21 protein-coding genes are annotated in these 21,055 nt (G+C 69.7%); 10 read left to right on the forward strand and 11 right to left on the reverse strand.

From position 1 onward, the window contains the following. Positions 1–88: 88 nt before the first annotated feature. The 3 genes from WME90_RS05510 to WME90_RS05520 form a co-directional block, all read right to left on the reverse strand. Positions 89–919, reverse strand: a complete 831-nt coding sequence (locus tag WME90_RS05510; protein ID WP_437280016.1) for a hypothetical protein — start codon at positions 917–919, stop codon at positions 89–91. Further along, positions 916–2,439, reverse strand: coding sequence for a DUF5924 family protein (locus tag WME90_RS05515; protein WP_437280017.1), 1,524 nt, complete (start codon positions 2,437–2,439; stop codon positions 916–918). The genes WME90_RS05510 and WME90_RS05515 overlap by 4 nt, the downstream gene beginning before the upstream one ends. A gap of 156 nt (positions 2,440–2,595) precedes the next feature. Beyond that, positions 2,596–3,597: an SMP-30/gluconolactonase/LRE family protein gene (locus WME90_RS05520; protein ID WP_437280018.1), complete on the reverse strand. Its 1,002-nt coding sequence runs from the start codon at positions 3,595–3,597 to the stop codon at positions 2,596–2,598. A gap of 577 nt (positions 3,598–4,174) precedes the next feature. On the opposite strand from WME90_RS05520, the gene WME90_RS05525 reads away from it, so the two are divergent. Beyond that, complete coding sequence (locus tag WME90_RS05525; RefSeq protein ID WP_437280019.1) at positions 4,175–5,491, forward strand: right-handed parallel beta-helix repeat-containing protein; 1,317 nt, start codon at positions 4,175–4,177, stop codon at positions 5,489–5,491. 381 nt (positions 5,492–5,872) lie between these two features. Further along, entirely contained in the window at positions 5,873–6,892 is a 1,020-nt protein-coding gene (locus WME90_RS05530) for a P1 family peptidase (protein WP_437280020.1), read from the forward strand. A 46-nt stretch (positions 6,893–6,938) separates the two neighbouring features. On the opposite strand, the gene WME90_RS05535 is transcribed toward WME90_RS05530, so the two are convergent. Both WME90_RS05535 and WME90_RS05540 read right to left on the reverse strand, forming a co-directional pair. Then, entirely contained in the window at positions 6,939–7,853 is a 915-nt protein-coding gene (locus tag WME90_RS05535; protein WP_437280021.1) for a hypothetical protein, read from the reverse strand. After that, positions 7,826–8,842 (reverse strand): ferritin-like domain-containing protein, encoded by a 1,017-nt coding sequence (locus tag WME90_RS05540; RefSeq protein ID WP_437280022.1) that lies wholly within the window; start codon positions 8,840–8,842, stop codon positions 7,826–7,828. The genes WME90_RS05535 and WME90_RS05540 overlap by 28 nt, the downstream gene beginning before the upstream one ends. Positions 8,843–9,063: 221 nt before the next feature. On the opposite strand from WME90_RS05540, the gene WME90_RS05545 reads away from it, so the two are divergent. Then, positions 9,064–9,393 carry a DUF2325 domain-containing protein gene (locus WME90_RS05545; protein ID WP_437280023.1) on the forward strand — a complete coding sequence of 110 codons (330 nt, stop codon included), beginning with the start codon at positions 9,064–9,066 and terminating at the stop codon, positions 9,391–9,393. A gap of 41 nt (positions 9,394–9,434) precedes the next feature. Here WME90_RS05545 and WME90_RS05550 read toward each other — a convergent pair whose 3' ends face one another. Together WME90_RS05550 and WME90_RS05555 are read right to left on the reverse strand one after the other, a co-directional pair. Then, on the reverse strand, positions 9,435–9,653 hold the full coding sequence (locus WME90_RS05550; RefSeq protein WP_437280024.1) for a hypothetical protein: 219 nt from the start codon (positions 9,651–9,653) through the stop codon (positions 9,435–9,437). A 35-nt stretch (positions 9,654–9,688) separates the two neighbouring features. Next, positions 9,689–10,342, reverse strand: a complete 654-nt coding sequence (locus tag WME90_RS05555; protein ID WP_437280025.1) for a PH domain-containing protein — start codon at positions 10,340–10,342, stop codon at positions 9,689–9,691. A gap of 168 nt (positions 10,343–10,510) precedes the next feature. Between WME90_RS05555 and WME90_RS05560 the strand changes: the two genes are divergently transcribed. Then, positions 10,511–11,083: a hypothetical protein gene (locus WME90_RS05560; RefSeq protein ID WP_437280026.1), complete on the forward strand. Its 573-nt coding sequence runs from the start codon at positions 10,511–10,513 to the stop codon at positions 11,081–11,083. 1,308 nt (positions 11,084–12,391) lie between these two features. Here the strand turns inward: WME90_RS05560 and WME90_RS05565 are convergent. Next, positions 12,392–12,514: a hypothetical protein gene (locus WME90_RS05565; RefSeq protein WP_437280027.1), complete on the reverse strand. Its 123-nt coding sequence runs from the start codon at positions 12,512–12,514 to the stop codon at positions 12,392–12,394. 112 nt (positions 12,515–12,626) lie between these two features. On the opposite strand from WME90_RS05565, the gene WME90_RS05570 reads away from it, so the two are divergent. Beyond that, positions 12,627–13,031: a hypothetical protein gene (locus tag WME90_RS05570; RefSeq protein WP_437280028.1), complete on the forward strand. Its 405-nt coding sequence runs from the start codon at positions 12,627–12,629 to the stop codon at positions 13,029–13,031. 473 nt (positions 13,032–13,504) lie between these two features. Here WME90_RS05570 and WME90_RS05575 read toward each other — a convergent pair whose 3' ends face one another. After that, complete coding sequence (locus WME90_RS05575; protein WP_437283561.1) at positions 13,505–14,413, reverse strand: LysR substrate-binding domain-containing protein; 909 nt, start codon at positions 14,411–14,413, stop codon at positions 13,505–13,507. A 383-nt stretch (positions 14,414–14,796) separates the two neighbouring features. Between WME90_RS05575 and WME90_RS05580 the strand changes: the two genes are divergently transcribed. Both WME90_RS05580 and WME90_RS05585 read left to right on the forward strand, forming a co-directional pair. Continuing rightward, positions 14,797–15,252, forward strand: a complete 456-nt coding sequence (locus WME90_RS05580; protein ID WP_437280029.1) for a DUF6640 family protein — start codon at positions 14,797–14,799, stop codon at positions 15,250–15,252. Between the two features lie 106 nt (positions 15,253–15,358). Continuing rightward, positions 15,359–15,901, forward strand: a complete 543-nt coding sequence (locus WME90_RS05585; protein ID WP_437280030.1) for a HupE/UreJ family protein — start codon at positions 15,359–15,361, stop codon at positions 15,899–15,901. A gap of 1,017 nt (positions 15,902–16,918) precedes the next feature. Here the strand turns inward: WME90_RS05585 and WME90_RS05590 are convergent. Both WME90_RS05590 and WME90_RS05595 read right to left on the reverse strand, forming a co-directional pair. Continuing rightward, on the reverse strand, positions 16,919–17,113 hold the full coding sequence (locus tag WME90_RS05590; protein ID WP_437280031.1) for a hypothetical protein: 195 nt from the start codon (positions 17,111–17,113) through the stop codon (positions 16,919–16,921). A 478-nt stretch (positions 17,114–17,591) separates the two neighbouring features. Then, positions 17,592–17,831 carry a hypothetical protein gene (locus tag WME90_RS05595; RefSeq protein WP_437280032.1) on the reverse strand — a complete coding sequence of 80 codons (240 nt, stop codon included), beginning with the start codon at positions 17,829–17,831 and terminating at the stop codon, positions 17,592–17,594. A gap of 179 nt (positions 17,832–18,010) precedes the next feature. Here WME90_RS05595 and WME90_RS05600 point away from each other — a divergent pair, with 179 nt between their 5' ends. The 3 genes from WME90_RS05600 to WME90_RS05610 all read left to right on the forward strand — a co-directional run bounded on the left by WME90_RS05600 (position 18,011) and on the right by WME90_RS05610 (position 20,788). Continuing rightward, positions 18,011–18,517, forward strand: a complete 507-nt coding sequence (locus WME90_RS05600; RefSeq protein WP_437280033.1) for a hypothetical protein — start codon at positions 18,011–18,013, stop codon at positions 18,515–18,517. Positions 18,518–19,466: 949 nt separating this feature from the next. Further along, the gene (locus WME90_RS05605; protein ID WP_437280034.1) at positions 19,467–20,246 is read left to right on the forward strand and encodes a hypothetical protein; all 780 of its coding nucleotides are present in this window, start codon (positions 19,467–19,469) and stop codon (positions 20,244–20,246) included. Beyond that, the gene (locus WME90_RS05610) at positions 20,246–20,788 is read left to right on the forward strand and encodes a hypothetical protein (protein WP_437280035.1); all 543 of its coding nucleotides are present in this window, start codon (positions 20,246–20,248) and stop codon (positions 20,786–20,788) included. Before WME90_RS05605 ends, WME90_RS05610 begins: the two co-directional genes overlap by 1 nt. Positions 20,789–21,055: the final 267 nt, after the last annotated feature.

Below are 21,055 nucleotides of genomic sequence, written 5' to 3' on the forward strand. Positions count from 1 at the left end.
CTGCGCCGGCGCTGGGGACGCGGCTTTCTGAGCGCCAAGCGGGCCGCGCCGGGCCGGAGCGCTCAGCCGCTCCGGAGCGCTCAGCCGCTCACCCGAGCGCGCCCGCGACGAGCTGCGCTACCCTGAGGACGACCGCCACCGCCGCCCCGACATCCCACGCGCGCGCGAGCCACCACTGCACCTCGGCGCCGTTGATCCACGGCGGCACCCACGCCGGCGGCGCCAGCAGATCGGCCACGGTGAGGACCCGCTCGCGCTCCTGCGCCGCGCGGTAGCCGCCCTCGCCGCCGCGGACGTGCTCCTCCGCCCGCACGAGGGCGAAGAGCCGCGCGCCGCGCCCCTCCGGGAGCAGCGCCGCGCCCGCGCGCAGCGCCTCCGGGGTCGCGGGCAGCTCGACGGTCCGGCCGCGCTGCGTGAGGCGGAGCGCGCCCCCGCTCGTGCGCTCGACCCGCCCGCGGACCCAGCCCTCGGAGCGCTCGCCGCGGAGCACCGACGAGAGCGGCGCGAGCTCGGGCTCCGGGCCCAGCCGGGGCGCGCGCTGCCCGGGGAGGACGCGCGCGGCGAAGACCCAGAGGCAGATCGGGAGCACCGACAGGAGCGGGTGCACATCGAGCATGCTGGTCACGCCCGCCACCCCGTCGAGCACCGGCAGGGCGATCACGCCCGCGCCGGCGATCGCGCCGACGGCGATCGTCGCGCCGAACCCGCCGAGGACGCCGATGGCGACGTTGCCGATCGCGACGACGCCGACGGCGACGTTGCCGATCGCGATGAAGCCGCGCGCGACGTTGCCGATCGCGATGAACCCCGTGACGACGTTGCCGAACACGAGGAACCCGTTCGCGATGTTGCCCGCGTCGACCCAGCGCGCGCGCTGCGCGGCGCCCGCCTCACCTTCGCTCCGGAGCGGCCAGCTCATTCCGTCACCTCGAACGACGTGCGGCCGACAAGCTGGCCGTCCTCGGTCTCGACATCCACCGTCCAGCGTCCTGCCAGGCGGCGCGGCAGGCTCCCGCCCACGAGCTGCGACTTGAGCCGCACCGCGCCTTCCGGGCCGGGCACCCGCAGCGTCTCCTCCGGCGCGCGGAGCACCTCGCGCCCCTCGCGCCGCCAGACGTGGAGGAGGTGATCTCCGTCGCCGCCCGGCACCACCACGTCGGTCACCGCGCGGAGCTCGCGAATCACGGAAAAATGCAGCGATTTCACGGACATGGCGAGCCGGCCGTCCGGGAGCACCGAGGGGCCCACGGCCGCGGAGGACAGGTGCATCGGGACGGGGGGGATGAGCTCTCGCGTCCCGTAGGCGAGCCCGACCCCGGCGGTCATCGCGACGACGAGGAACACGACGCCCATCCGGCTCCAGAGGGCCCCGAACGGCAGGTGCAGCGTGCAGAAGCCGAGCACGGACACGAGGGCGGCGGAGAGCAGCGTGTACAGCGTCCGCGTGTCGGGGAGGAGCGCGGGGATGACGAGGTTCAGGCACGCGAACAGCGTCACCCCGTAGAACACCGACGCGAGGGTCTTCCAGCGCATGAGCACGCGGTCGAAGACGAGATCGAGCGTCGAGAGCACCGCGCAGGCGCCGAGCAGCAGGACGAACCACCGGTTCGGCGCGTCCAGGCTGGCGCTCTTCCAGTAGAACGGGAGGAGGAAGAAGAGCATGCCCTGATAGAGGTTCTTCAGGACATAGGTCATCACGAGGAAGCGCAGCCGGGCGCCCCGCCACGCCGTCGCGAAGTCCTGTCGGGCGCCGGTGCCGAAGAGCCGGAAGAAGAGGAGCACGAGCAGCCACGCGACGCTGACCGAGACCGCGAGGAAGCGGGCGTGCTGGAACCCCTTCTGCGCGAAGCTCACCACGAAGGCGCCGAGGCTGAGCGCATACGCGGTGTGCAGCCACCAGAGCTTCTTGTGATGGCGCTTGAGGAAGGCGCGGGCGGACGACCTGAGATCCCGGGGCCCGCCCTCGCTCTCGGCGTCCAGGTCGACGAAGGACGCCTTGGGCTCGGCCTTGACGGTCGGCGCGTTGTCCTCGTCCGCGGCCGCGCCGCGCGACGGCCGCTCGGGCATCTTGAGCGTGCGGTCGTCGTGCTCCCCGCCCGAGGCGCCGGCCCTGGGCGGCATGCGCAGGGTGGCCTCGTCCCCGGCGGGGGCGCCGGCCCTGGGCGGCATGCGCAGGGTGACCTCGTCGATCGCGCCGCGGTCCCGGTCTCCGGGCGCCGCGGCGCCAGCGCCGGCGGGGGGCGGGGCATGGCCCGGCGCGCGAGCGGGCTCGTCGCCTGGCATGTACAGGATGGTGGGCGCCTCTCCGAAGGCCTCCGGGACGCGCGTCTTGTGGACCTGCGTCGTGGCGCCGGAAGGCGGCGGCGACGGCAGCGAGGGCGCGTTCGCGTGGGCCCCGGGGGCCGGGGCGTCAGGGGAGCGCGGCGCGTGCTGTTTCATGTCCGACGCGCAGCGTAGCCGACGGGCGGTCCACCTTCGAGCGCGGCACGAGGGGGCGCGCCCGGCGCTCGGGGGCGCGCAGGGGCGGCGCGCGTCTGGAGGGGACGCGCAGCATCCCCCGGCTGGACCGCCTCCGCGGCGCCGGACCGAGCCGGCCTACTCTGCGGTGATGAACGCGACGCTGCTGCTCAGATCGGGGACGCAGAGGATCCCGCGCCCCGGATCGAAGCCGATGTCGGCGGCCGAGCCGAGCTCGTGATCCGCGGCCAGGTCGTACGCGATGGTCCAGGTACCGTCGGCCGAGACGCGGAAGACCTTGCTCGAGGTCCACTCCGACACCCAGAAGCCGTCTCCGTCCCTCTCGACGCCGTCGAGCTTGCCCTCGAGCTCGCCGATGCGCGTGACGGTCCTTTCGGTGAGATCGATGGAGAGGAATTGCCCGAGCAGGCCCTCCGTGCTGAGCTCCCCGGTGCTCGCTACAAGGAGCGCCCCGCCGTCGACGAGGACGCCGTTCGGGCCGGTGATGTCCTCGGATTCCAGGAAGAGCTCGACGCTCTCGGGGTCGCCCGCGTCGAATCGATAGATGGTCTGCGCGAGCGAGTCGGACGTGTAGATCTGTCCCGCGGCCTCGTCGACGGCGACGTCATTGACGAACTGGGCGTCCGGGATGGGGTACTCGGTGACGCTGCCGTCCGAGAGGGCGATTCCGAGGACCCTGTCGACGTCGGCCACGTAGAGGGCGCCCTCGAAGCGGCGGATCCCCTTCGGATCATTGAGGCCCTCGACCCACTTCGCGTCGAGCACCGCGCCATCCTCGTCGAGCCGGCTGATCCAGCCCGGCTCGCTGTCTCCGCCGATGTTCGACACGTACCAGACCCGGTCGTCCGGATCCCAGTAGCAGCTCTCGGGGGTGGCGAATCCGCCCACCTGCCGGAACGTATAGGCCTGTCCGCCGCCGTCGCCGCCAGTGCCGCCCCCACCGCCATTGCCGGAGGAGGTGGTGGTCTCTTCTCCGCCGCCACCGCCCGTGCCCGATGCCGTGGTCGTTCCGCTCGAGGTGGTGCCGTTACCGGAATCACCGGCGTCGTCACCGCACGCTCCGAGCAGCGGCGCGAGGCACAGGGAGGCCAGCGCGACATAGCGTCGATTCGAGATCATGATGTTCCCGTCGTTCTCCGTTCAGGTCCGGCGTACCTACAAGGCCTCGCGTGTCAGCGTCAACCGCGCAGGAGGGGTCAGCCCCGAAGACCCCCCCGCGCGCCGAGCAGCCGCAGCTCGCCCTGAGGCGCTCGCTCGCCTGCTGCCGCCGAAATTCGTCCAGAGGCTCGCGTTGCCCTGGTTCGTCAGCGTTCCCCGTCCGACGAAGATGTTGTTCCGGACGACCGCGGGGACCGCGCCAGAGAGCTGCCGGGGATTCCTGCCAATCTCCGCCTCCTGGCGTCGAGATCCGCTGAAGTCGTGAAGCGCCATGGTTTGCCGACGAGCGGAAGTCATGGTATATCGCGATATAGAGAAATCGCGCGTTCATTTGTCGTATGACGCAGCGCGGGCGAGTGTGCACCACAGGATGCTGCCGAAAGGCTCGGCGTCGACGAGGCGAACGGGATCGCGCTCGCGGCGCGGGGTAGGTGGCAACGTGGCGCTTCCAGGACGCGATTTTCAGAGTCTCCCGCGCGCCGGTGCTGGACCCGAGCCATGAGAAGATCCCGATGGCCGGGATCGCAGAGGGGGTTCCATGAAGTTTCATCGCGACGTGCTCGTCGTGTTGTGTGCCGTGTTGGGCGGAGCTGCCGCGTGCCTCGTCTCTGTACAGGCCCGTGCCTCCGGCGCGATGCTGGCAGATCGGATGGATGGATTGCTCCCGCTCGGCGGGCACGAGCGCCAGACGATCGTCGTCCGGCCAGGCCAGTCGATCCAGGAAGCGATCGACCAGGCGAGCGATGGGGCCAGGATCTTCGTCTTGGCAGGCGTGTACCGGGAGACCGCCAGCCCGACCAACGGCCTGATCATCAACAAGAGCGGCATCTCGCTCATCGGGCAGAGCACCCCGACAAAGCGCGTCGTCCTCGAGAACGCCGGCGGCCAGCGCAACGGCATCGTCGTCGTGCCCAGCGAGCGCAACGACTGCATGGGCTGCCACGAGAGCATGGCGCCGCCGTTCGAGCTCAGGCCCGGCGTTCACAGCGGGTCGACCAGCGACGCCCCCGTCCTGTACGACGTCGAGATCCGCGGCATCACCATCCGCAATTTCGTCAACAACGGCCTGTTCACGGAGCGCGTCGATGGCTTCCGGATCGTGGACGTCCACTCGGACAACAACAAGAACTACGGGATCTTCCCCACGCGCTCACGCAACGGGCTCATCGCGCTGAGCAAGGCCACGGGCGCCGACGATAGCGGCATCTGGATCGAGACCTCCGAGGACGTCCTGGCCACGCACAACCTGGTCGAGGACAACACAAACGGCTTCGAGGTGTCCAACAGCGACGATATCGATCTGACGTACAACGTGGCCAGGAACAACTCCGTGGGGTTCTCGGTCGTGCTGCTGCCGGGCATCTTCGACGTCCGGGCGGGCGCCAAGCGGATCAACGTCCGTGACAACGATGTGTACGACAACAACAGGCCGAACACGGCGCGGCCGGGGAGCCTCCTTTCAGTTATCCCGCCCGGGTCCGGTATTCTCTATGTAGGCGTGGACGAGTCGGAGATCTCGGGCAACCGTGTCTTCGGCAACAAGCTCTCGGGTATCGCGATCGCAGACTACTGTGCGGCGGCCAGCAGCGCGCCGGACCTCGACTGCCAGGCGGATCCTTCGATCACCGTTCCGTATCTGCTGGACCAGGACGCCCGCGACAACCACGTGGCAGGCAACACGGTGCTGGGCAACGGGCTGGATCCAGGATCGCCCGCCGAGAACCCCTTCGCCTTTGCCGCGAGCGACCTGACGCTGCTCACCGTGCCGGACGCGCACGGCAGCTGCTTCGAGGACAACACGTTCGGCTCATTCTTCTCGCTGCTCGGGCTGCCCGCCCCGCCCGGCTGCGATTAGAACGCCGACCACATTAGAGTCTCGGGGAATTCAACAGAAGAGAAGAAAAACCGCAAGGACGCGAGGGGCGCAAGAAAAGAGAGATGAGATAGCTTTTTGTCTTCCCCTTGCGCCCCTCGCGCCCTTGCGGTTTTTCTCTCTCCCGCATTCCCTTGCCCTTGGAGCTGCTCTTCCTCTTGTCGCTGGTGTAGTACGAAGCCCACCACCTGTCGTCGTCGTGGCTGGCCGCGTCGTAGTCGCGGATGCCGATCTCTCGGGCCACCGCGCGAGCAGAGCACGCCGATGCGCCGGTGGAGATTCAAACCAACTTGCCGAAGCCGGCGGCCGCGCGCTGGCCGCGGCCGCGTGGCGCGGGCGCTGGGGGCCATGGATAATGACTTCATGCCTTCGAGCGCCCCCGCGTCCGCCTCCCCGCGCCCCGGCGCGATCACCGACGTCGCCGGCATCGAGGTCGGCCATTTCACCGACAGCCGCCGCCCCACGGGCTGCACCGTGGTGCTGGCGCGCGAGGGCGCCGTCGCCGGCGGGGACGTGCGCGGCGCCGCGCCTGGCACGCGCGAGACCGACCTGCTCGCGCCGTCCAACGTGGTCGAGCGCGTGCACGGCATCCTGCTGGCCGGCGGCAGCGCCTGGGGCCTGGACGCGGCCAGCGGCGTGATGCGCTGGCTGGACGAGCGCGGCGTGGGCATGGCCGTCGGCCCTGCCCGCGTGCCCGTCGTGCCCGGCGCCGTGCTGTTCGACTTGGCGCTGGGCGACCAGCGCATCCGCCCCGACGCCGCCGCCGGCTACGCCGCCTGCGAGGCCGCGTCGAACGCGCCGCCCGCCGAAGGCAACGTGGGGGCCGGGGCCGGCGCCGCGGTCGGCAAGATCTTCGGCTTCCACCGCGCGATGAAGGGCGGCATCGGCGGCGCCACCGTCACCGTCGACGGCGTGACCGTGGGCGCCATCGTCGCGTGCAACGCGCTGGGCGACGTCGTCGACCCGGAGACGGGCGAGGTGCTCGCCGGCGCGCGCACGGAGGACGGCGCGCGCCTTCTGGACACGCGGCGCGCGCTGCTGCGGGGCGACGTGCCCAGGCCCATGCTCGTGGGCAGCAACACCACCATCGGCGTGATCGCCACCGATGCCGTGCTCACCAAGGTGCAGGCCTGCCGCCTCGCCACCGTGGGGCACGACGGCCTCGCGCGGGCGATCCACCCGCTCCACACGCTCTCCGACGGCGACGCCCTCTTCGCGCTGGGCACGGGCGCGTCCGGCAAGGCGCTCGGCATGATGACGCTCTCCGTGATGGCGGCCGAGGTGTGCACGCGGGCCGTGGTGCGCGCCGTCCGCGCGGCGCAGGGCGTGACGGCTGGCTCAGCGCACCTGCCGGCGGCGCGGGACCTGGGGCACCTGGGATGACGGGATGGGCGCGGCGCGCCGCGCACGCCCCCGAGCGAGGGGCTCGTCACTCGAGATCGGGCCGCGCGCCCCCCATGCCGATGGCCCACGCCATCGTGTAGCGGGCGTTGATCTCGCACCGGGGATTCCAGCGCACGCCCCCTCGCTCGTCCTCCCAGCGGAAGGCGTCGATCCCGAAGGGGCCGAAATAACCCGCGCCGGCGAGCGCCTCCCCCGCCTCGAGCGCGGCGTCGACGAGCCGCCGGCGCTCGTCGGCGTCGAGGTCGCCGTCGCCGGCCGGAGCGGCGCCCAGGTAGGCGCCGGCGGCGTCGCAGCGCTGCACGCAGGGGGCGCCGAGGCGCACGGCGCCGCCGCGGGCGACGTGGCCGTGCAGCGAGAAATCGCCGCGGCGCTCGACCCAGGGCTCGACCTGCAGGCCGCGGTCCGGGGAGGCGGGGTCGAGCGACGCGACGGCGAAGGGCCGCGCGCCGGGCGGCAGGGCGCCGCGGGCGACCCGGCGCCGGCCGCGCCCGGCGAAGCCGAACGGCCGCTTGAGCAGCCAGTGGCCGCTCGGCGTGGGCTCGGCGAGGGCGGCCTCGAGCTCGGCCAGGGAGACGACGTAGCGGGCGCCTGGCAGCGTCTGGCCGAGGTCGGCGCAGAACCTCCGGTGGTTGACGCGGCGGAGCACGTCGAGCGGCGGCGCCTCCGCGGGGGCGACGCCGGCGCGGCCGAGGAGGCGGAGCGCGCGGGGCGTGGGGCACCACGCGCGCCCGACGAGGGCGGCGCCAGGCGGCGCCGGCGGGACGAGCGGCGAGGGGAGCTCGGGGCTGAGCACGACGTCGCCGGGGCGCAGCAGGGCTGAGACAAGGCCGGCGAGCCAAGGAGCCCGGCCGGCGACCGCGGCGCGCGGGGTGTACCCCCGAGGGCGCGCCAGCTCCTCGTCCGCGTCGAAGTTCAGGATCCAGGCGCTCGCTCGGTCCATGAGGCCAGCGCGTCGAGGAACGGCTCGGAGAGGCCGGAGCGGCTGCGGTCGCGGCGGTTCATCGGATCCCCCCGCATGAGGAGCGGCGAGAGGGGCGGCGGGATGTGGCGAACCCACGCCTCGAAGTCGCTCGGCCCGCGCGGCGAGGGGTCGTCCGGCCCGCGCGGCGAGGAGTCGTCCTGCCCGCGCGGCGAGGAGTCGTCCGGTCCGCGCGGCGCGGCATCACCCGCGCCGGCCGGATCGCCTCCGGTCGAGGTGCAACGCCCCCCTCGGCCATCGCTGCCGCTTGCCTGCGTGAAGCGGCGGAACCAGCGGACCCCGAAGCGCACGTGCGGGATCTCCTCGGCGCAGACCCGCTCCGTGAGCTCGGCGCCCTCGACGTCGCCGATGGCGCGGAAGCGCTCGGCGAAGCGCGCCGTGTGGTCGAGGTTGCCCCCCTCGAGGCCCATGCCCATCACGGCCACGAACTGCGCGGGCGACGCGGCGGCGGGCACCCGCGACCAGAACCAGTCGCGCACCGGGAAGTCGCCGAAGCGGTGGCCGATCGCGGCGAGGTAGGCGGCGTAGAGCCGCATGTGGCGCACCTCGTCGAGGGCGATGCGGACGAGGCCGACGCGGAAGGCGCGGGGCGTCTCCGGGAAGGCGAGCAGCGCCCAGGCCATGAGCTCCGCCGCCTGGAGCTCGTGGTGCAGGAACGCGTGGAAGAGCTGCGCGCGGCGCGCCGGGTTGCGCAGCGCCTCGGGCCCCGGGCTCTTCTGCGCGCGCGCCGAGATGTGCAGCGCGGCGGGCCGTCCAGGTCGATCGAGGCGCCGCGGCGGGGACGGCGCGCCGCTCGACGTCGACAGCGTGGCATCCGACTCCCAGAGGGAAGGCACGGGCGGCGGAGAGAGCTTGTGCTCGAGATCGGTCGAGAGGACGTAATCCCAGGCCCAGCGCTCGACGGTGCCGGGCGGGGGCGCGTCGCAGGGCGGTGCGGGGGGAGACGGCATGGCGCGGCGGGACAGGGCGGGGCCGCTCTCGTACCACAGCGCCGGCGCGCCCGCGTGGCCAGCGCCGCCGAGCCCGCGCGGTCGTCATGTCACGATGACAAAGGTCCCCGCGCCTCACCGACATTTTGCCGGGAAATCCCCGGGAATAGATCAAAACGATGAGATTTGCGCCGAGATAACCGGTCGAGAAGCGTGGCTTACGCCTTGCTCTAAGGCTCGGCATGAAGGCGGAGCGGCGTTCCCAGGCGGTCGACAGGAAGCGCGAGGAGCAGACGGTGCTGGTCATCGGCGGCAGCGGGGGCATGTCGAGCCGCTACCGCGATGTGGCCGAGAAGCACGGCTGGTCGCTGCGCCATTACGAGAACCGCGTGCCGCCGGGCTCGCGCCACGGCGTCGGCAGGATCGCGCTCATCGTGATCATGGTGACGATGGTCTCGCACGCGCTGCGCGATCAGATGCAGCGCCTCGCGGCGGAGGGCGCCCCCGTCGTGTACCTGCGCAGCGCGTCCGTGTCCGCGCTGCGGGCCGCCATCGAGCAGGCGGCCGCGTGACGGGCGGCGGCGATCCGGCGCGAGGGCGGGCCGCGCCGCGCTCAGCGCACGCCGACGAGGCGCTGCATCAGGCGCTGGAACTCGGGGACCGACAGGTCGATGTGCTCGACGACGCGGCCGTAGAGCGTGGCCGTGGGCACGTTGCGGCCGCCGAACTCCTTCTCGAGCTCGGAGAGCTTCCAGAGGATGATGCGCTCGGCGCGGGTCAGGCCGTCGCGCACGTCCGGGAGCTCGTCGAGCGGGGATCGCCTCGGGCGCATGGTGGGGCTCCGATCCGGCCTGCGTGGGCCGCCGCTCACTGCACGACGCCGAGCACGCGCTGCTGGCGCGCGAGCTCCGCCGCGTTCTTGAGCGCCTCGAACAGGTCGCGCGACGCCGGCAGCCCGCGGATCACGAGCTCCGGGTCGCTCGCGTCCTTCGTGAACACGCGGATCTCCGCGACGTCGAGCAGCCGCTGCATGAACGTCTGGCGGAGGTCGATGTCGAGGACGCGCCAGAGCTGGAGGGTCTCGATCCGGCGGGTGAGCAGGCCGGCCTCGTAGTCGATCGTGCGATCGGTGATCTTGTAGCGGAGGCTCTTTCGCTTCCAGTGCAGGATGCCGAGCCACACGAGGCCCACCAGCACGAGCGAGAGCACGCCCGCCGCCACGTAGGACCAGAACCACGCCTTCCAGCTCGGCGTCCCCTCGAAGATGACGCGGGCCGCGCCCGGCGAGGCGGCGAGCGCGCCGCCGGCGTGTGCGGCGGGGGCGAGCGCGCCGCCGGCGTGGGCGGCGGGGGCGAGCGCGCCGCCAGCGTGGGCGAGCGCGCCGCCGGCGTGGGCGGCGGGGGCGAGCGGCGCGGCGGGGGCCGCGGCCACCGCCGCTCGATCGTCGAGCATGCTGCCGCAGAAGCGGCACTTGATCGCGGCGTCCTGGATCTGCTCCGCGCAGAAGGGGCACGGTTTCACGCCGGCGATTGTAGTACGGCGCCCGCCGGAAAGCGCGCTCCCAACCACGCCCGCCGGCTCTTCGCGGCACCCGGCCGGCGCGATTGCATCTGCCCGGGACCCTCGTCAGGATCCTTCCTGCCCGGCACCCGACGGGTCCGGCGACGGCCGCCCGGTGGAGCGATCTCGATGAGCAACGTCAAGGGCAACGCGCTGGGGGGGTTCAAGGACTTCGTGGCCGCGCAGCACGGCGCCGCCGGCGTGGCGCGGTGGCTGGAAGGCCTGAGCCCGCAGGACGCCGCGCAGGTGGGCGGCATCATCCTGCCGCACGGCTGGTACCCGGTCAGCCTCTGGAACAGCCTCATCGACCGCTACGTGGCGCTGTTCGGAGATGGCAATCCGCAGTGCTTCCGGCCCGTGGTCAGCGCCATCGCCGCGGCGGACCTGCAACGGTTCTTCACGGTGCTGTTCAAGGCCGCGTCCCCCGCCACGGTGCTGCGCCGGTCCTCCTCGCTGTGGGAGCGCTACTTCGACGAGGGCACGGTGGAGGCGACCGAGGTCGCCCCGAAGCGCTTCACGGTCCGCCTCACCGCGTCGCGGCTCCCGGACCGCGCTCCCGGGCCGGTCACCTGCGCGGTGGGCATCCCGGCATGGGAGGAGCGGATCCTGTCCCACGTGGGCGCCCGGGAGGGCCGCTGCCTGCACACCCGCTGCCGCTTCCGCGGCGCCAGGGCGTGCGAGTTCGAGGTGTCGTGGTCGTGACCGCGCCTCCAGCGCACGTTCGATCCGGCGCCGGATGACGTTGTACCGCTGAAAGGCGGCGGGGGGTGAGCTCGGCTCCTCTCCGCCGCTGCGGTCGTAGAGGTCGAAGCGCATGCCGGGCCGCACGGTGCGTCCGCCATAGTCAAGCGGAATAGTCGCGGCGCTGCGAATTACGGTGAGGGCCGTTCGCCAACCATCTGGTTGACGAACACTCCAGCCGCGTAGCCGCCTTGCGCACCGGCGCACACCCGGGACGGGTCGACCCCCATCCACTGCGGTTGCACCGCGGCGTTTCTCGTTGACGCCCGCGCCACACGCCCAGGAAAATCGTTCGTACCCCACAGCGCGCGTCGCGAGCTGGCCTGGGCTTCCGCCATGTCCATGTGCGCACACGGCAACGTCGGCCTGCTCTGCGCATGCGCGCTCGTCCTTGTTCCGGCGTCGGCGCAGGCACTCGAGTTCAGCGGTGGCGAAGACCTGCAGTAGACGATGCGAGTCCGGGGATCCTCCATCGCGGGATTGCAAGAAGTGTTTGTTCTGAGGCTCCAATGACGATTCACGTCACTTCAAATGAGGATATTCGGAGAGCGATCCGGCGCGGGCTTCGCCTTCCTGTGCGTTTCGTGGGCGACAACGTGCTGGAGGGGCCGTGCGCGTCCGACCCCGAAGTCCATTGTGAGAGGCGGAGCGATTATTGGAATCTTCGAGGGCGGGAAAGGACACAATTTTGTTCGCGGTTTCATGATGTCATCAACGCGTTAAAGTCGCGGCAGAGAATCGTCGTGTGGACGTCCGGGTTGTGGAGGGATAGGCTGATGCTGTGGGCGCTCTGCGCGTGGAGGCTCGGCTACTGGCCCGAGCAGCCGGATCTCGACATCGTCGTCCTGGGAGACGCGCCGGAGGATGGGTTTGGCCGTGGATTCGTTCACGTGAAGCCAGCTGACGCGCGCCGCGGTCTGGACGACACACTCACTCTATCTCGGACGCGCGTCCAGCACATGGCGCGCTCTTGGCGAAAGGTGTCCGGTCGGTCTCCGATCCTGTCGATCGAGGGGGGGCGCGCAGATCGAGTACCGAACGATCTCGCAGAGCTGGGTACCCACCAGGCGGCATTCTTCCCTCGAGCGGACGGTAGGACGCTCACTTTATCTTGGATTGACGAGCTCTTGTTCGCGTGTCTCGGACCTGGCCGAGTTCCGCGGCTGCTTCGGTCGCCACGGCGGATGTTACGGCGATCACGCTATGGCGGATCGCCCGAGGCGTATGCCGCTCACACCGTTTACAGGGTTCGCCTGATGGGTCGTGATCCTATTCAGGGAAGCGCTGCGTCTCGACCTGGATGCCGTCCTCCCCCGTGATCTCGTCGCCAGACCAATCCCAGCTCACGCCGCCCTTACCTGGCGGTCCGAGCGTGTAGGTGACCATCACCATCAAGCTCGCGAACGGCCGCACAGAGACGTGGATCTCCGACCGAACCGGGCATAGGTCGAGCCGCTAGATCCACCACTACAAGCGCGCCGCGCGCAAGGCCGCGGAACTCGGCTTGAGCGACTTTGCCCCCTTGGATGAGGCGATCCCCGAGCTGAGCGGCAAGGGAGGCTCGGCAGGCGCAGACGGCCCCGTAGACGCGGCACCGGAAGCACGCGCGGCGAACGAAGCTGCCTCCGCGTCGCCCGGCCAGGTGCCGGCCGCCTGCGAGGTCGCCGAGCGCCTCGAGGCGGACCTTGAAGCGCCCGAAAGCGGCGGCTTGGTCCAACCGGCGAGCGTGGGGCTCGGCGAACTCGCGATAGTCGATCACTCGCCTCGAGCCGCCGTGGTTGCCTCGCTCGCCGGCACCCTGAGCCGCGCCGCCGCCCTCGGTGATGGGGAGGCGGCCCGGGTGGTTCACGAGGCGATTGGCCGGCTGCTCGGCCTGGAACCGGAGGGGCGAGGAAGGTCGCGCCGGTAGCAAGCCCGACCGACGCCGGGACGTGGCCTTCGCGGACCCGCACTGCGTCGCCGAGCAGCAGGCGCCGTCCCCCCTGCGGCCCAGTCGAGGCGCGCGACCTGCTGGCCCAGCTCCGGCTGATCAGGCCTCGGAGCGCATCGTGGTCCTCCCGGTCGGCCGGGGCGAGGAGGTCAGCCAGGTTGCCCGGATATGCGCGCTCCTAGAACACCGATCACATTAGGGCCTCGGGAAACTAGCGGAAAGAGAAGAAGAAACCGCAAGGGCGCGAGGGGCGCAAGGGAAGATACAAATATCTCATCTCTCATCCCTTGCGCCCCTCGCGCCCTTGCGGTTTCTTCTTTCCCGCATTCCCTTGGAGCTTGGTCCCCGGCGGATCGTTGGGTTTCGAAATCCATTAAATTTAGACGACTTTCAACCTGTTCGGCCTTCTAGCACCACTGTGCCGCGACCGGGCGGGATGAGCTGAAGCTGCCTCAGGAATACCGTGAGGTGGCCCGAGCCGAGGAGCCGGATGCCAGCTTCACGAAGGCGCGTACAGCGCCGGCGGTCTCGTCAGCGCGGCTGATCAGGTGCAACTCGGCGAAGACGTTCTTCGGCGCGACCAACGGACGATAGACGAGGCGGGGAATCTTCACCTGAATCAGCGGTTTTGGAGTCAGCGCCACGCCCAGGCCAGCGCCGGCCAACGCCAGCATGCTCAAGGTGGTGTCGGCGCGGTGGACCCGGCGCGGCTCACGTCCTATCACGAGAATCAATCTCTTCAGCACGTCGTCATCGGCCTCTTCCGATCGGAACGTGATGAGCGGCTCTCCGGCGAGCATCTTCGGAGTCACGCGCCTGTGCGCCGCGAGCGTGTGCTCCTCTGCCATCGCGACCACCAGCGGCCAAGCGCCGATCGGTTCGACGCTCAACCGCCGATCTACCCTGAGAGCGAGCGCCGGGCAGTAGCCGACGTCAATCTCGCCGGCCCACACGGCTTCTGCTTGCCTCGAAGGTGGCATCTCGTGCAGCTCGATCTCCGCGGCAGGATGGGCTTTGCGGAACGCTCGCAGGTGGTCCGTCATCTTGCCAGTGAGGATCGCGTTGCCCGCGTAACCGATGCGAACTTTGCCGATATCGCCGCGCAGCGATTGCTGGACGATCGCCTTGGCCCGCTCCGCCTGCGCGACCGCCCGCTGCGCCTCGACGACCAGCAATGCGCCGGCTTCGGTCAGCTCCACGCGCCGGCTCGTCCGCACAAACAGCGCGCCGCCGATCTCGTTTTCGAGCGCCCGAATCTGCATGCTCAGCGCCGGCTGAACGATGTGCAGCCGCTGCGCGGCGCGGCCAAAATGGCGTTCTTCGGCGACGGCCAGGAAATAGCGAAGGTGTCGTAGGTCCACGGCATCGACCGTACCATGGATCAATCAGAAGATCGAATCGATCGATTGGAACAATATATTGTTATTGGTGAGAATCGGCGGCTATGGTCTTCGCGATTCACCACGGAGCTCCCATAGTAAGCGCATGCGGAAGGGAAAGCTCGGGTTCACGGCCATGTTGGTCGCGTCGATCTTAGGCACGCTGGATTTGTGCAGCTGCGAAGCCCCTGGTTCGGAGGACGACAGCGCGGCAGGGCGCGCCGACGCTCCCGAGATCGTGCTCATCCCCGGGGACATCATCAGCTCCACCGCATCGCCGAGCGAAGCGAACCAAACCGTGCAGAAGCAAAAGACCATGAGGGAGACGGGCCATTTCAACCAACGAGAGTCAGGAGCCTATCACTATGAACCGAAGTACCCTGGGAAGAGTCATTCTCACGTTCGTTCTGGCGAGCAGCGCCATCGTCGCTGTCGGCGTGGACTACAATAAAACCCACCTGTTCAACCCTGCATGGCATGAGCATGCGCGCTTTCATGGCGCCCTCATGCTGCTCATCCTGTGTGGCGTGACGATCGTCGGATTGTGGATGATCTGGCGGCGGTCCATGGAGCCCCAGGTCGGGTTCAACGTGGCGGCCTGGGTCGTCGTCATCATCTGGTCGCCCTTCTTCTACATTACGTGGCTCGTCCCTGGGACCAGCCTGCTCGCGGGACCCGACATGCCGCTCCCGGTCGTCGCGGGCGTCCCGCTCTACCCGAACGTGCTCATCGCAGGTACCGAGCTCTTGCTCGCGGCGCTCGCCTACAAGCTATTCCACAGCGATCCTGCATCGACGGCAGCGCGCGTGGCGAACGCCTGACGAGGAGAGGCGCTTCATGAAATCCACGATCCAAAAGACGATGGAATGGGCTTCATATCCCGGCGCGCGCGCCCTGCTCGTCGCCACGCTCGTCTCGTGGCCCTCCGTGAGCTGGGCGCACCCGGGCGACGCCGATGCGGGATTTCTGAAGGGCCTCTTCCATCCGGTGTTCGGCGCGGACCACCTGCTCGCGATGGTTAGCGTCGGTGTCGTCAGCTCGCAGCTCGGCGGAAAGCACCTCCTCCGGATCCCCGCCACGTTCGTCGCCGCGATGCTGGTCGGCGGCCTCCTGGGAATGGCGCAATGGCCTATGCCCCTGGGCGAGCTTTGCATCGCGGCGTCGGTCGCGGCGCTCGGTCTCGGCATCGTCACCACGACCCGTGGCTCCTCACCGTGCCTGCTCTCTGGATGCGTGGCGATGTTCGGTGTCTTTCACGGACATGCCCACGGCCTGGAGATGCCTCATGCGGCCAGCCCGGCGCTGTATGCCATGGGCTTTCTGCTGAGCACGACCGTGCTTCATCTCTGCGGTCTCGTCCTCGGCGAGCTCGCCGCCGGTCGAGAGTCCCTGTCGCGGGGGCTGCGCTATGCCGGCGCCGTCGTGATGGCGACGGGGATCGTGCTTCTGGTGCGTGGAGCCGGCATCTGACCTGGAAGCGGCTCGCCGCGAGGGAAGCGGCTCGCCGCGAACCCGGCCGGGCCGGGTGAGGCGCGCCCGCGGCTTGTGTCACCCCGTGATGCGTCACTTTCTGCGCGGAGAACTTGTCCCGCCGCCGGTCGCGGTACCGGGCCTGGCGAGCGGCATGGAGGCGGCGAGCGCGAAGCTGGGTCTGGTAGGCGGCGCCGGCGCGGCGGAGCGACTCACGACGCCGGAGCGGGCGGCAGTCGGGGCAGAGGCGCTGGCCGCGATCGCAACGACGGCAGAGGCGAAGCTGGACGCGGCAGCGGGCGCAGTGGGCGAGGCGGTAGGCGGACGAAGACAACGGGCTCCATGCCGCCGCTATCTGGACCTGGAGCCCGGCTTGTGATGAAGGTGGGGGACTCCGGCAACGCGGAGCTCCAGAAGGCTCGAGGGTGGCACCCCTCGGGCCTTCGACTTTTCGGCGGGCGTAACGTCTACGCCGCGGAGGCGAGCGTGGCCCAGATCGGCGTGGGGGCCGGCGGTGAACGGTGAACGCCGCCGATCATGGGGCCGCGGTCTTCACCGGCCCGACGCGGGACGTGATGATCACCGACAGTAGGGTCCGCTCGCCCAACTCCGTGCTGTGCCAGCACGCCAGCTCGGCGCCGGGATCCCGCCCGTCGGCTTGGTGCCCGCCGTGGAGCTCCGTGGAGCCCCATACCCTCGCGTCCACCCGCTTCGCCCACTTCCGGTGGACCTGCTCACTCAGGATCCTACTCCAAATCCAGCTTTATCGAAATTTTCAGGTCACACGCAGCTCACACGCAAAAAGACACGGCTCTCGCCGTGTCTTTTTGCGTGGAGGCGCCGGGAAGGGAACCCGGTGCAAGACGTGCCGGACGCGGGGGCTGCGAAGGTCGCCCTCGGCGCTGGGTCCGGGGCGCTGGGGCGATGTGGAACGAGCCCTCGGCGGGCGGTCAGAATGCGAGGTCTGGGCCGCGCCGGCAATCGATGCGCTCCCGCAGTCAACGGAACGGGCGGCCCTCAGCCCAGCCGCTCCCGCTCCCACCGCACCTGGTCCGCGATGGCGTCGTCCGCGGCACGCACGCCCTCGACGAAGAACTCCGCGTGGGCGGGGTTGTCCTGGTTGAGGCCGAGCCGGCGCAGCAGGGCGCGGTCGCGCTGCGGGATGGAACGGAGGATCTCGGCAGCAGAGCAGGGATAGCGAGCGGGACGCACGGTGCGAGTGTACCAGAGGAGCGGTCGGACGGTGCGGCGGAGCGGCTGGCTCTCGCATGAGCCGCGAACTCGGTGCGGCCGGCGTCGAGGCGAACTTCGATGTCCACCCGGTCCCTTCCTCAGACACTGACGGCGCTGTGAAGGCGACCCAGATGGAGTGCCCACCGCTAACTCCGCACCGTTGCCGCCGGGGCTGCGGCCGTGCCGTGGTGCCGCGGAGGGCCGGAGCCGCCGTGTGGTGCACGGAGCTCGGCGGGAGCGCTGCGGGGTCGCACAAGGCGAGAGATGCTCTGCGTGATGCCCGAGAATGCGCCTTCTCAGGCGTCAGCGGCTCCGCAGGGTAGCCGAGCCCACTGTTGGAGGCGCTTCTACCTGGAGGAGATGATCCGCGACGCTGTCCGCCCGACCGAGCTCACGTTGCCAGCAAATCGACGCCGCCGTCTGCCTGGTTGAGTACGCGAAGGGGCGGCTGCGGAGATCAAGAGGCACGCCGGGCGCTCCGCGGGAGCGGCTGCGGCCACATGATGGACGCACGCGAGTTCGGGATCGCACCGGCGTCGCGCTTCTTGGCGCCGGAGTAGACAGCAGCCGCGGGGTCGAGGTGGACGCCGGCGCGCGCGGAGCCGTCGCCGGCGTCGAGGTTCACCTGGGTGACTCCGCGCGCGAAGTCGGCACGGCGCGGGTCGGCCAGCTGGCGCCCGTTCTGCGTGGCGTACACGGCGGCGGAGCAGACAGCAAGGCCGCGTTCCTCGCTCCGGAGCGGCCGCAGGTGCGCGGGGCCGCCGACGGCGCGCTACATGGCGCTCGGGCAGACAGGCCGCAGGGTCGAGGTCCGCGACCGCTCCGCGCGCCGGGGTCGAGGTGGATGCCGGCGAGTTCGGGGCCGCCGATGTCCGTGTGCTCAAGCGCGTCGGGCCCGGCCGTCGCTCGTTGCGAGCGCGGGCGTCCAAGCCGTGCGTGGTCGCGGCACGGCAGAACCGTGAGGAACCGGCGCGCCCTGCCCTTGTCGCACGGGCGCCGTCGATCGAAGACGCGCGGCTGCGCAGCGGCATGGTCGAGCTCTTGATCCGTCTGTTCTCCCGCTTCGCTCGCCGGAGTACCGCGCGCGGTGTGATCGAGGTGATAGCGCTCCTGGGCGATGTGGATCGTCCGCGCGTGGTGATCGGCGTAGGCGCGGCTCGGCAGCTCGACGACGCCGAGAGGCCCGCCGGCCGGGGCAACAGCGGCGATGCCAGCGAGCAGCGGCGAGGGCTGCGGGACCGTCCGGGCTGCGATGCGGTGCCTGCGGAGCCCTATCGGGCCATCCGTAGCCGGTCTCATGGCTGCCCGCCGATGGGGCCACGACGTGTGACGCTCGCGCCGACGCGGACGCGCGAGCGACGTCGTGCAGCTCCAGGCGCGTGAGCGCTAGCGCGTCGCCGCCGCCGACCGCGCAGGCCACCGTCAGGCGCCGCGCTCGCGGGCGGCGTGGCCGCGCGAGCGATGTCGTGCCGCGCCACGCGCGTGGTGGTCACAGCGCACCGTCACCGCTGCCTGCGCGCGGCGCCGCGCTGGATCGGGCTTGCAGCCGACACGCGCAGCCCGGGGCGCGTGGCCGGTAGCGCGCTCTCGCGGCGGCGTGGGCAGGCAGCTGGCGCCCGTAGGCCGACACGCGCTGGAGCCGCGCGGGTAGCTGCCCGCTGGCGCACACTCTGGACGGTACGACCCCTGGCCAGTGTAATATGCCCGACTAGATTCCGTTTGACGCCGATTCTGCGATCAGAAGAATGGCCCGCGTCGGCAGGTTGCTCGCGAGTTGCGGAAGACGGGAGGGGGCGATGAAGACGACAGGCCGGCAGATCCGATCGGTGATAGTGCTCGCACTCGTCCTCAGTGTCGTTCCGATGCAGGCAAACGCATCCGAGCTGAGCGCCGGAATTAACTTCGGGTGGCTCCAGGCTGGCACCGCGACGCGCCTCGCGGTGAGCCCGCATGCGGGAATATCGTGGCGCATCAAGAGTGATCTCCTGTTTAGTCTTCACGATCTGTTCAGTGTCGTGCCCCCAATCCAGATAGGTGGAGCTGGTGTCTACAACAGTGCCATCGTTGCCCTCGGATATAGTTGGGAGAATGGCGACTTGAGTGCGGGACCATCGGTCGCGGCCTACTTCATGCCGGCTTGCGGACGTACAATGTGTGGGCACGTTGCCGGGATGGCGGCAGGCGTCCATGCACAAACCAATGCGTACGTTGCCGGACCGCTCGGCGTTTCGGTGAGCGCAAACGTGGATTGGGTCGGAGGGAGCAGTCTTGTGCTTCCAGGTTATGTGTCGCTGCTTGTGGTCGCCGGTCCCGTGCTTCGATGGCGTGTAAAATGAACACAAAAGGAATTCTGCTGCCGATTGTGACCGTCCTCATCTGCGTGCTAGCGGCATGCAACTGGACGGTAGGAGACTGCTATCCCCGTGAGGAGTGGGAGAGGGGTGCGGGTGCAGGTGGACCAGTCGGGCCGTCTGTTCCCGTCATCACCTCCGTCGCGTCAGGCGACTTCGGCGATGCGCCGCCGAGCGGATCGCAGTACGGTAGCGAGCGCAAGCTGCAGTGCAACAAAACGGACGACGAAGACGAGGAGGAGAGCCCGAGCGACAGCTCGGAGAGGCCGACAGATAGCCCGGAGAGCCCGCCAGATCCGTGCCCCGAAGTCGGCGACATAGCCGGAGACGGCGCGACCTTCTTTAGCTGTAGCGAAGCGTGCAGCTCGAAGTGCCCGCCGCCTGGCATGGCCCCATGGGTATACGTAGATTTTAAGCCGTCGGAGTTCAAGTTTGTCACCATTGTCGAGGACGATGGCGAGGGCAAGGGCGGAGGGTGGCAAGAGGCCAGGGCGAAACTGAACTTCAAGAGACTCACGACCCCGCGCAAGATCGAGAGCTGGAGCTGCCCTCTCACCATCCAAATGCCGCTCCGGACCGAGTTGATGGGGCGAATCGATCCAAGCCGCGCAGCCAGCCTCAGCGAGGAGATCGCAGAGGATGTCGCAAACCGCATGGACTACTACCTGCCGCAGGCGGCCTTCTGCGATAGATTGATCGACGAGATGCTGGCGACGTTCAAATTCAAGTATCCGCGGCTCGGTGCCAGGGTGACGAAATAATGGTGATAACTCGCTCCGAGCTGCTCGGCGTCGTTTACTGTTTCTACCCGCGGGGCGTGCAAAATTTCGCACGTATCCACGTACCTCCCAACGAGCCCTTCTACGACGACACGGAGGAGCACTGCCGCCTGGTGGAAGCCGCAAGCCGCGGGCGAGCGGAGTACCCAACGTGGAAAGCGATGATCCGCCGCCTGGGGGATCGATATGGCCTTCAAAACGAGTCGCTCCACCTGTTGTCCGGCGGAGCCGACCCGGCGTACTCGGCCCGCGTTTGGCTCACCGACCAAACGGCGCTCAGCTTCCATGTGTCCTTGCTCGGGCCATACCACGGGATCCACCTCCCCGGCATCCCCGAGGAGGAACCGGTGGCGCGCGAGATCGCTCGGGAGATCGAGGCCACGTACCCCGGCTACCGAGCGATCCCGTCGGAGCTCGGGAACGAGGTGGTACCAGATGTGGCGATGGACGGGGCGTCTATGGGCAAGGCGACGATCAACATGTGCCTCTTCTCGATCGCATGGACTTTCGTAGATCCGGTGTAGCCCTTTCCCCTAGTACTACAGCCGCACGTCGCGGAATCTCCGCAGATTTCGATGGGCGGGCGGGCGATCGTGACGCTTGGCTTGTCCGCACACTGGTGGAGCCCAGCTCGTTCGGTGCTCACCGACGTGCGGCTGTAGTACTAGCTGCCGACGAACCCGCGTCATCGTGGCGTCGATGCAGCCGGCCCGCCGCACCGCAATGAGGCACGTCCACCTGGAGACGGGTGCCACTCGTCTTTTCTTGTAGCCACGTCCACCTGGAGACGG

This window comes from Sorangium sp. So ce375, from assembly GCF_051473855.1.
GTDB lineage: Bacteria > Myxococcota_A > Polyangia > Polyangiales > Polyangiaceae > Sorangium.

Excerpts from the sequence above, each read along its gene's own strand:
- WME90_RS05510 (WP_437280016.1), bottom strand. The coding sequence starts at position 919 with ATGAGCTGGCCGCTCCGGAGCGAAGGTGAGGCGGGCGCCGCGCAGCGC.
- WME90_RS05515 (WP_437280017.1), bottom strand. The coding sequence starts at position 2,439 with ATGAAACAGCACGCGCCGCGCTCCCCTGACGCCCCGGCCCCCGGGGCC.
- WME90_RS05520 (WP_437280018.1), bottom strand. The coding sequence starts at position 3,597 with ATGATCTCGAATCGACGCTATGTCGCGCTGGCCTCCCTGTGCCTCGCG.
- WME90_RS05525 (WP_437280019.1), top strand. The coding sequence starts at position 4,175 with ATGAAGTTTCATCGCGACGTGCTCGTCGTGTTGTGTGCCGTGTTGGGC.
- WME90_RS05530 (WP_437280020.1), top strand. The coding sequence starts at position 5,873 with ATGCCTTCGAGCGCCCCCGCGTCCGCCTCCCCGCGCCCCGGCGCGATC.
- WME90_RS05535 (WP_437280021.1), bottom strand. The coding sequence starts at position 7,853 with ATGGACCGAGCGAGCGCCTGGATCCTGAACTTCGACGCGGACGAGGAG.
- WME90_RS05540 (WP_437280022.1), bottom strand. The coding sequence starts at position 8,842 with ATGCCGTCTCCCCCCGCACCGCCCTGCGACGCGCCCCCGCCCGGCACC.
- WME90_RS05545 (WP_437280023.1), top strand. The coding sequence starts at position 9,064 with ATGAAGGCGGAGCGGCGTTCCCAGGCGGTCGACAGGAAGCGCGAGGAG.
- WME90_RS05550 (WP_437280024.1), bottom strand. The coding sequence starts at position 9,653 with ATGCGCCCGAGGCGATCCCCGCTCGACGAGCTCCCGGACGTGCGCGAC.
- WME90_RS05560 (WP_437280026.1), top strand. The coding sequence starts at position 10,511 with ATGAGCAACGTCAAGGGCAACGCGCTGGGGGGGTTCAAGGACTTCGTG.
- WME90_RS05565 (WP_437280027.1), bottom strand. The coding sequence starts at position 12,514 with ATGGTGATGGTCACCTACACGCTCGGACCGCCAGGTAAGGGCGGCGTG.
- WME90_RS05580 (WP_437280029.1), top strand. The coding sequence starts at position 14,797 with ATGAACCGAAGTACCCTGGGAAGAGTCATTCTCACGTTCGTTCTGGCG.
- WME90_RS05605 (WP_437280034.1), top strand. The coding sequence starts at position 19,467 with ATGAACACAAAAGGAATTCTGCTGCCGATTGTGACCGTCCTCATCTGC.
- WME90_RS05610 (WP_437280035.1), top strand. The coding sequence starts at position 20,246 with ATGGTGATAACTCGCTCCGAGCTGCTCGGCGTCGTTTACTGTTTCTAC.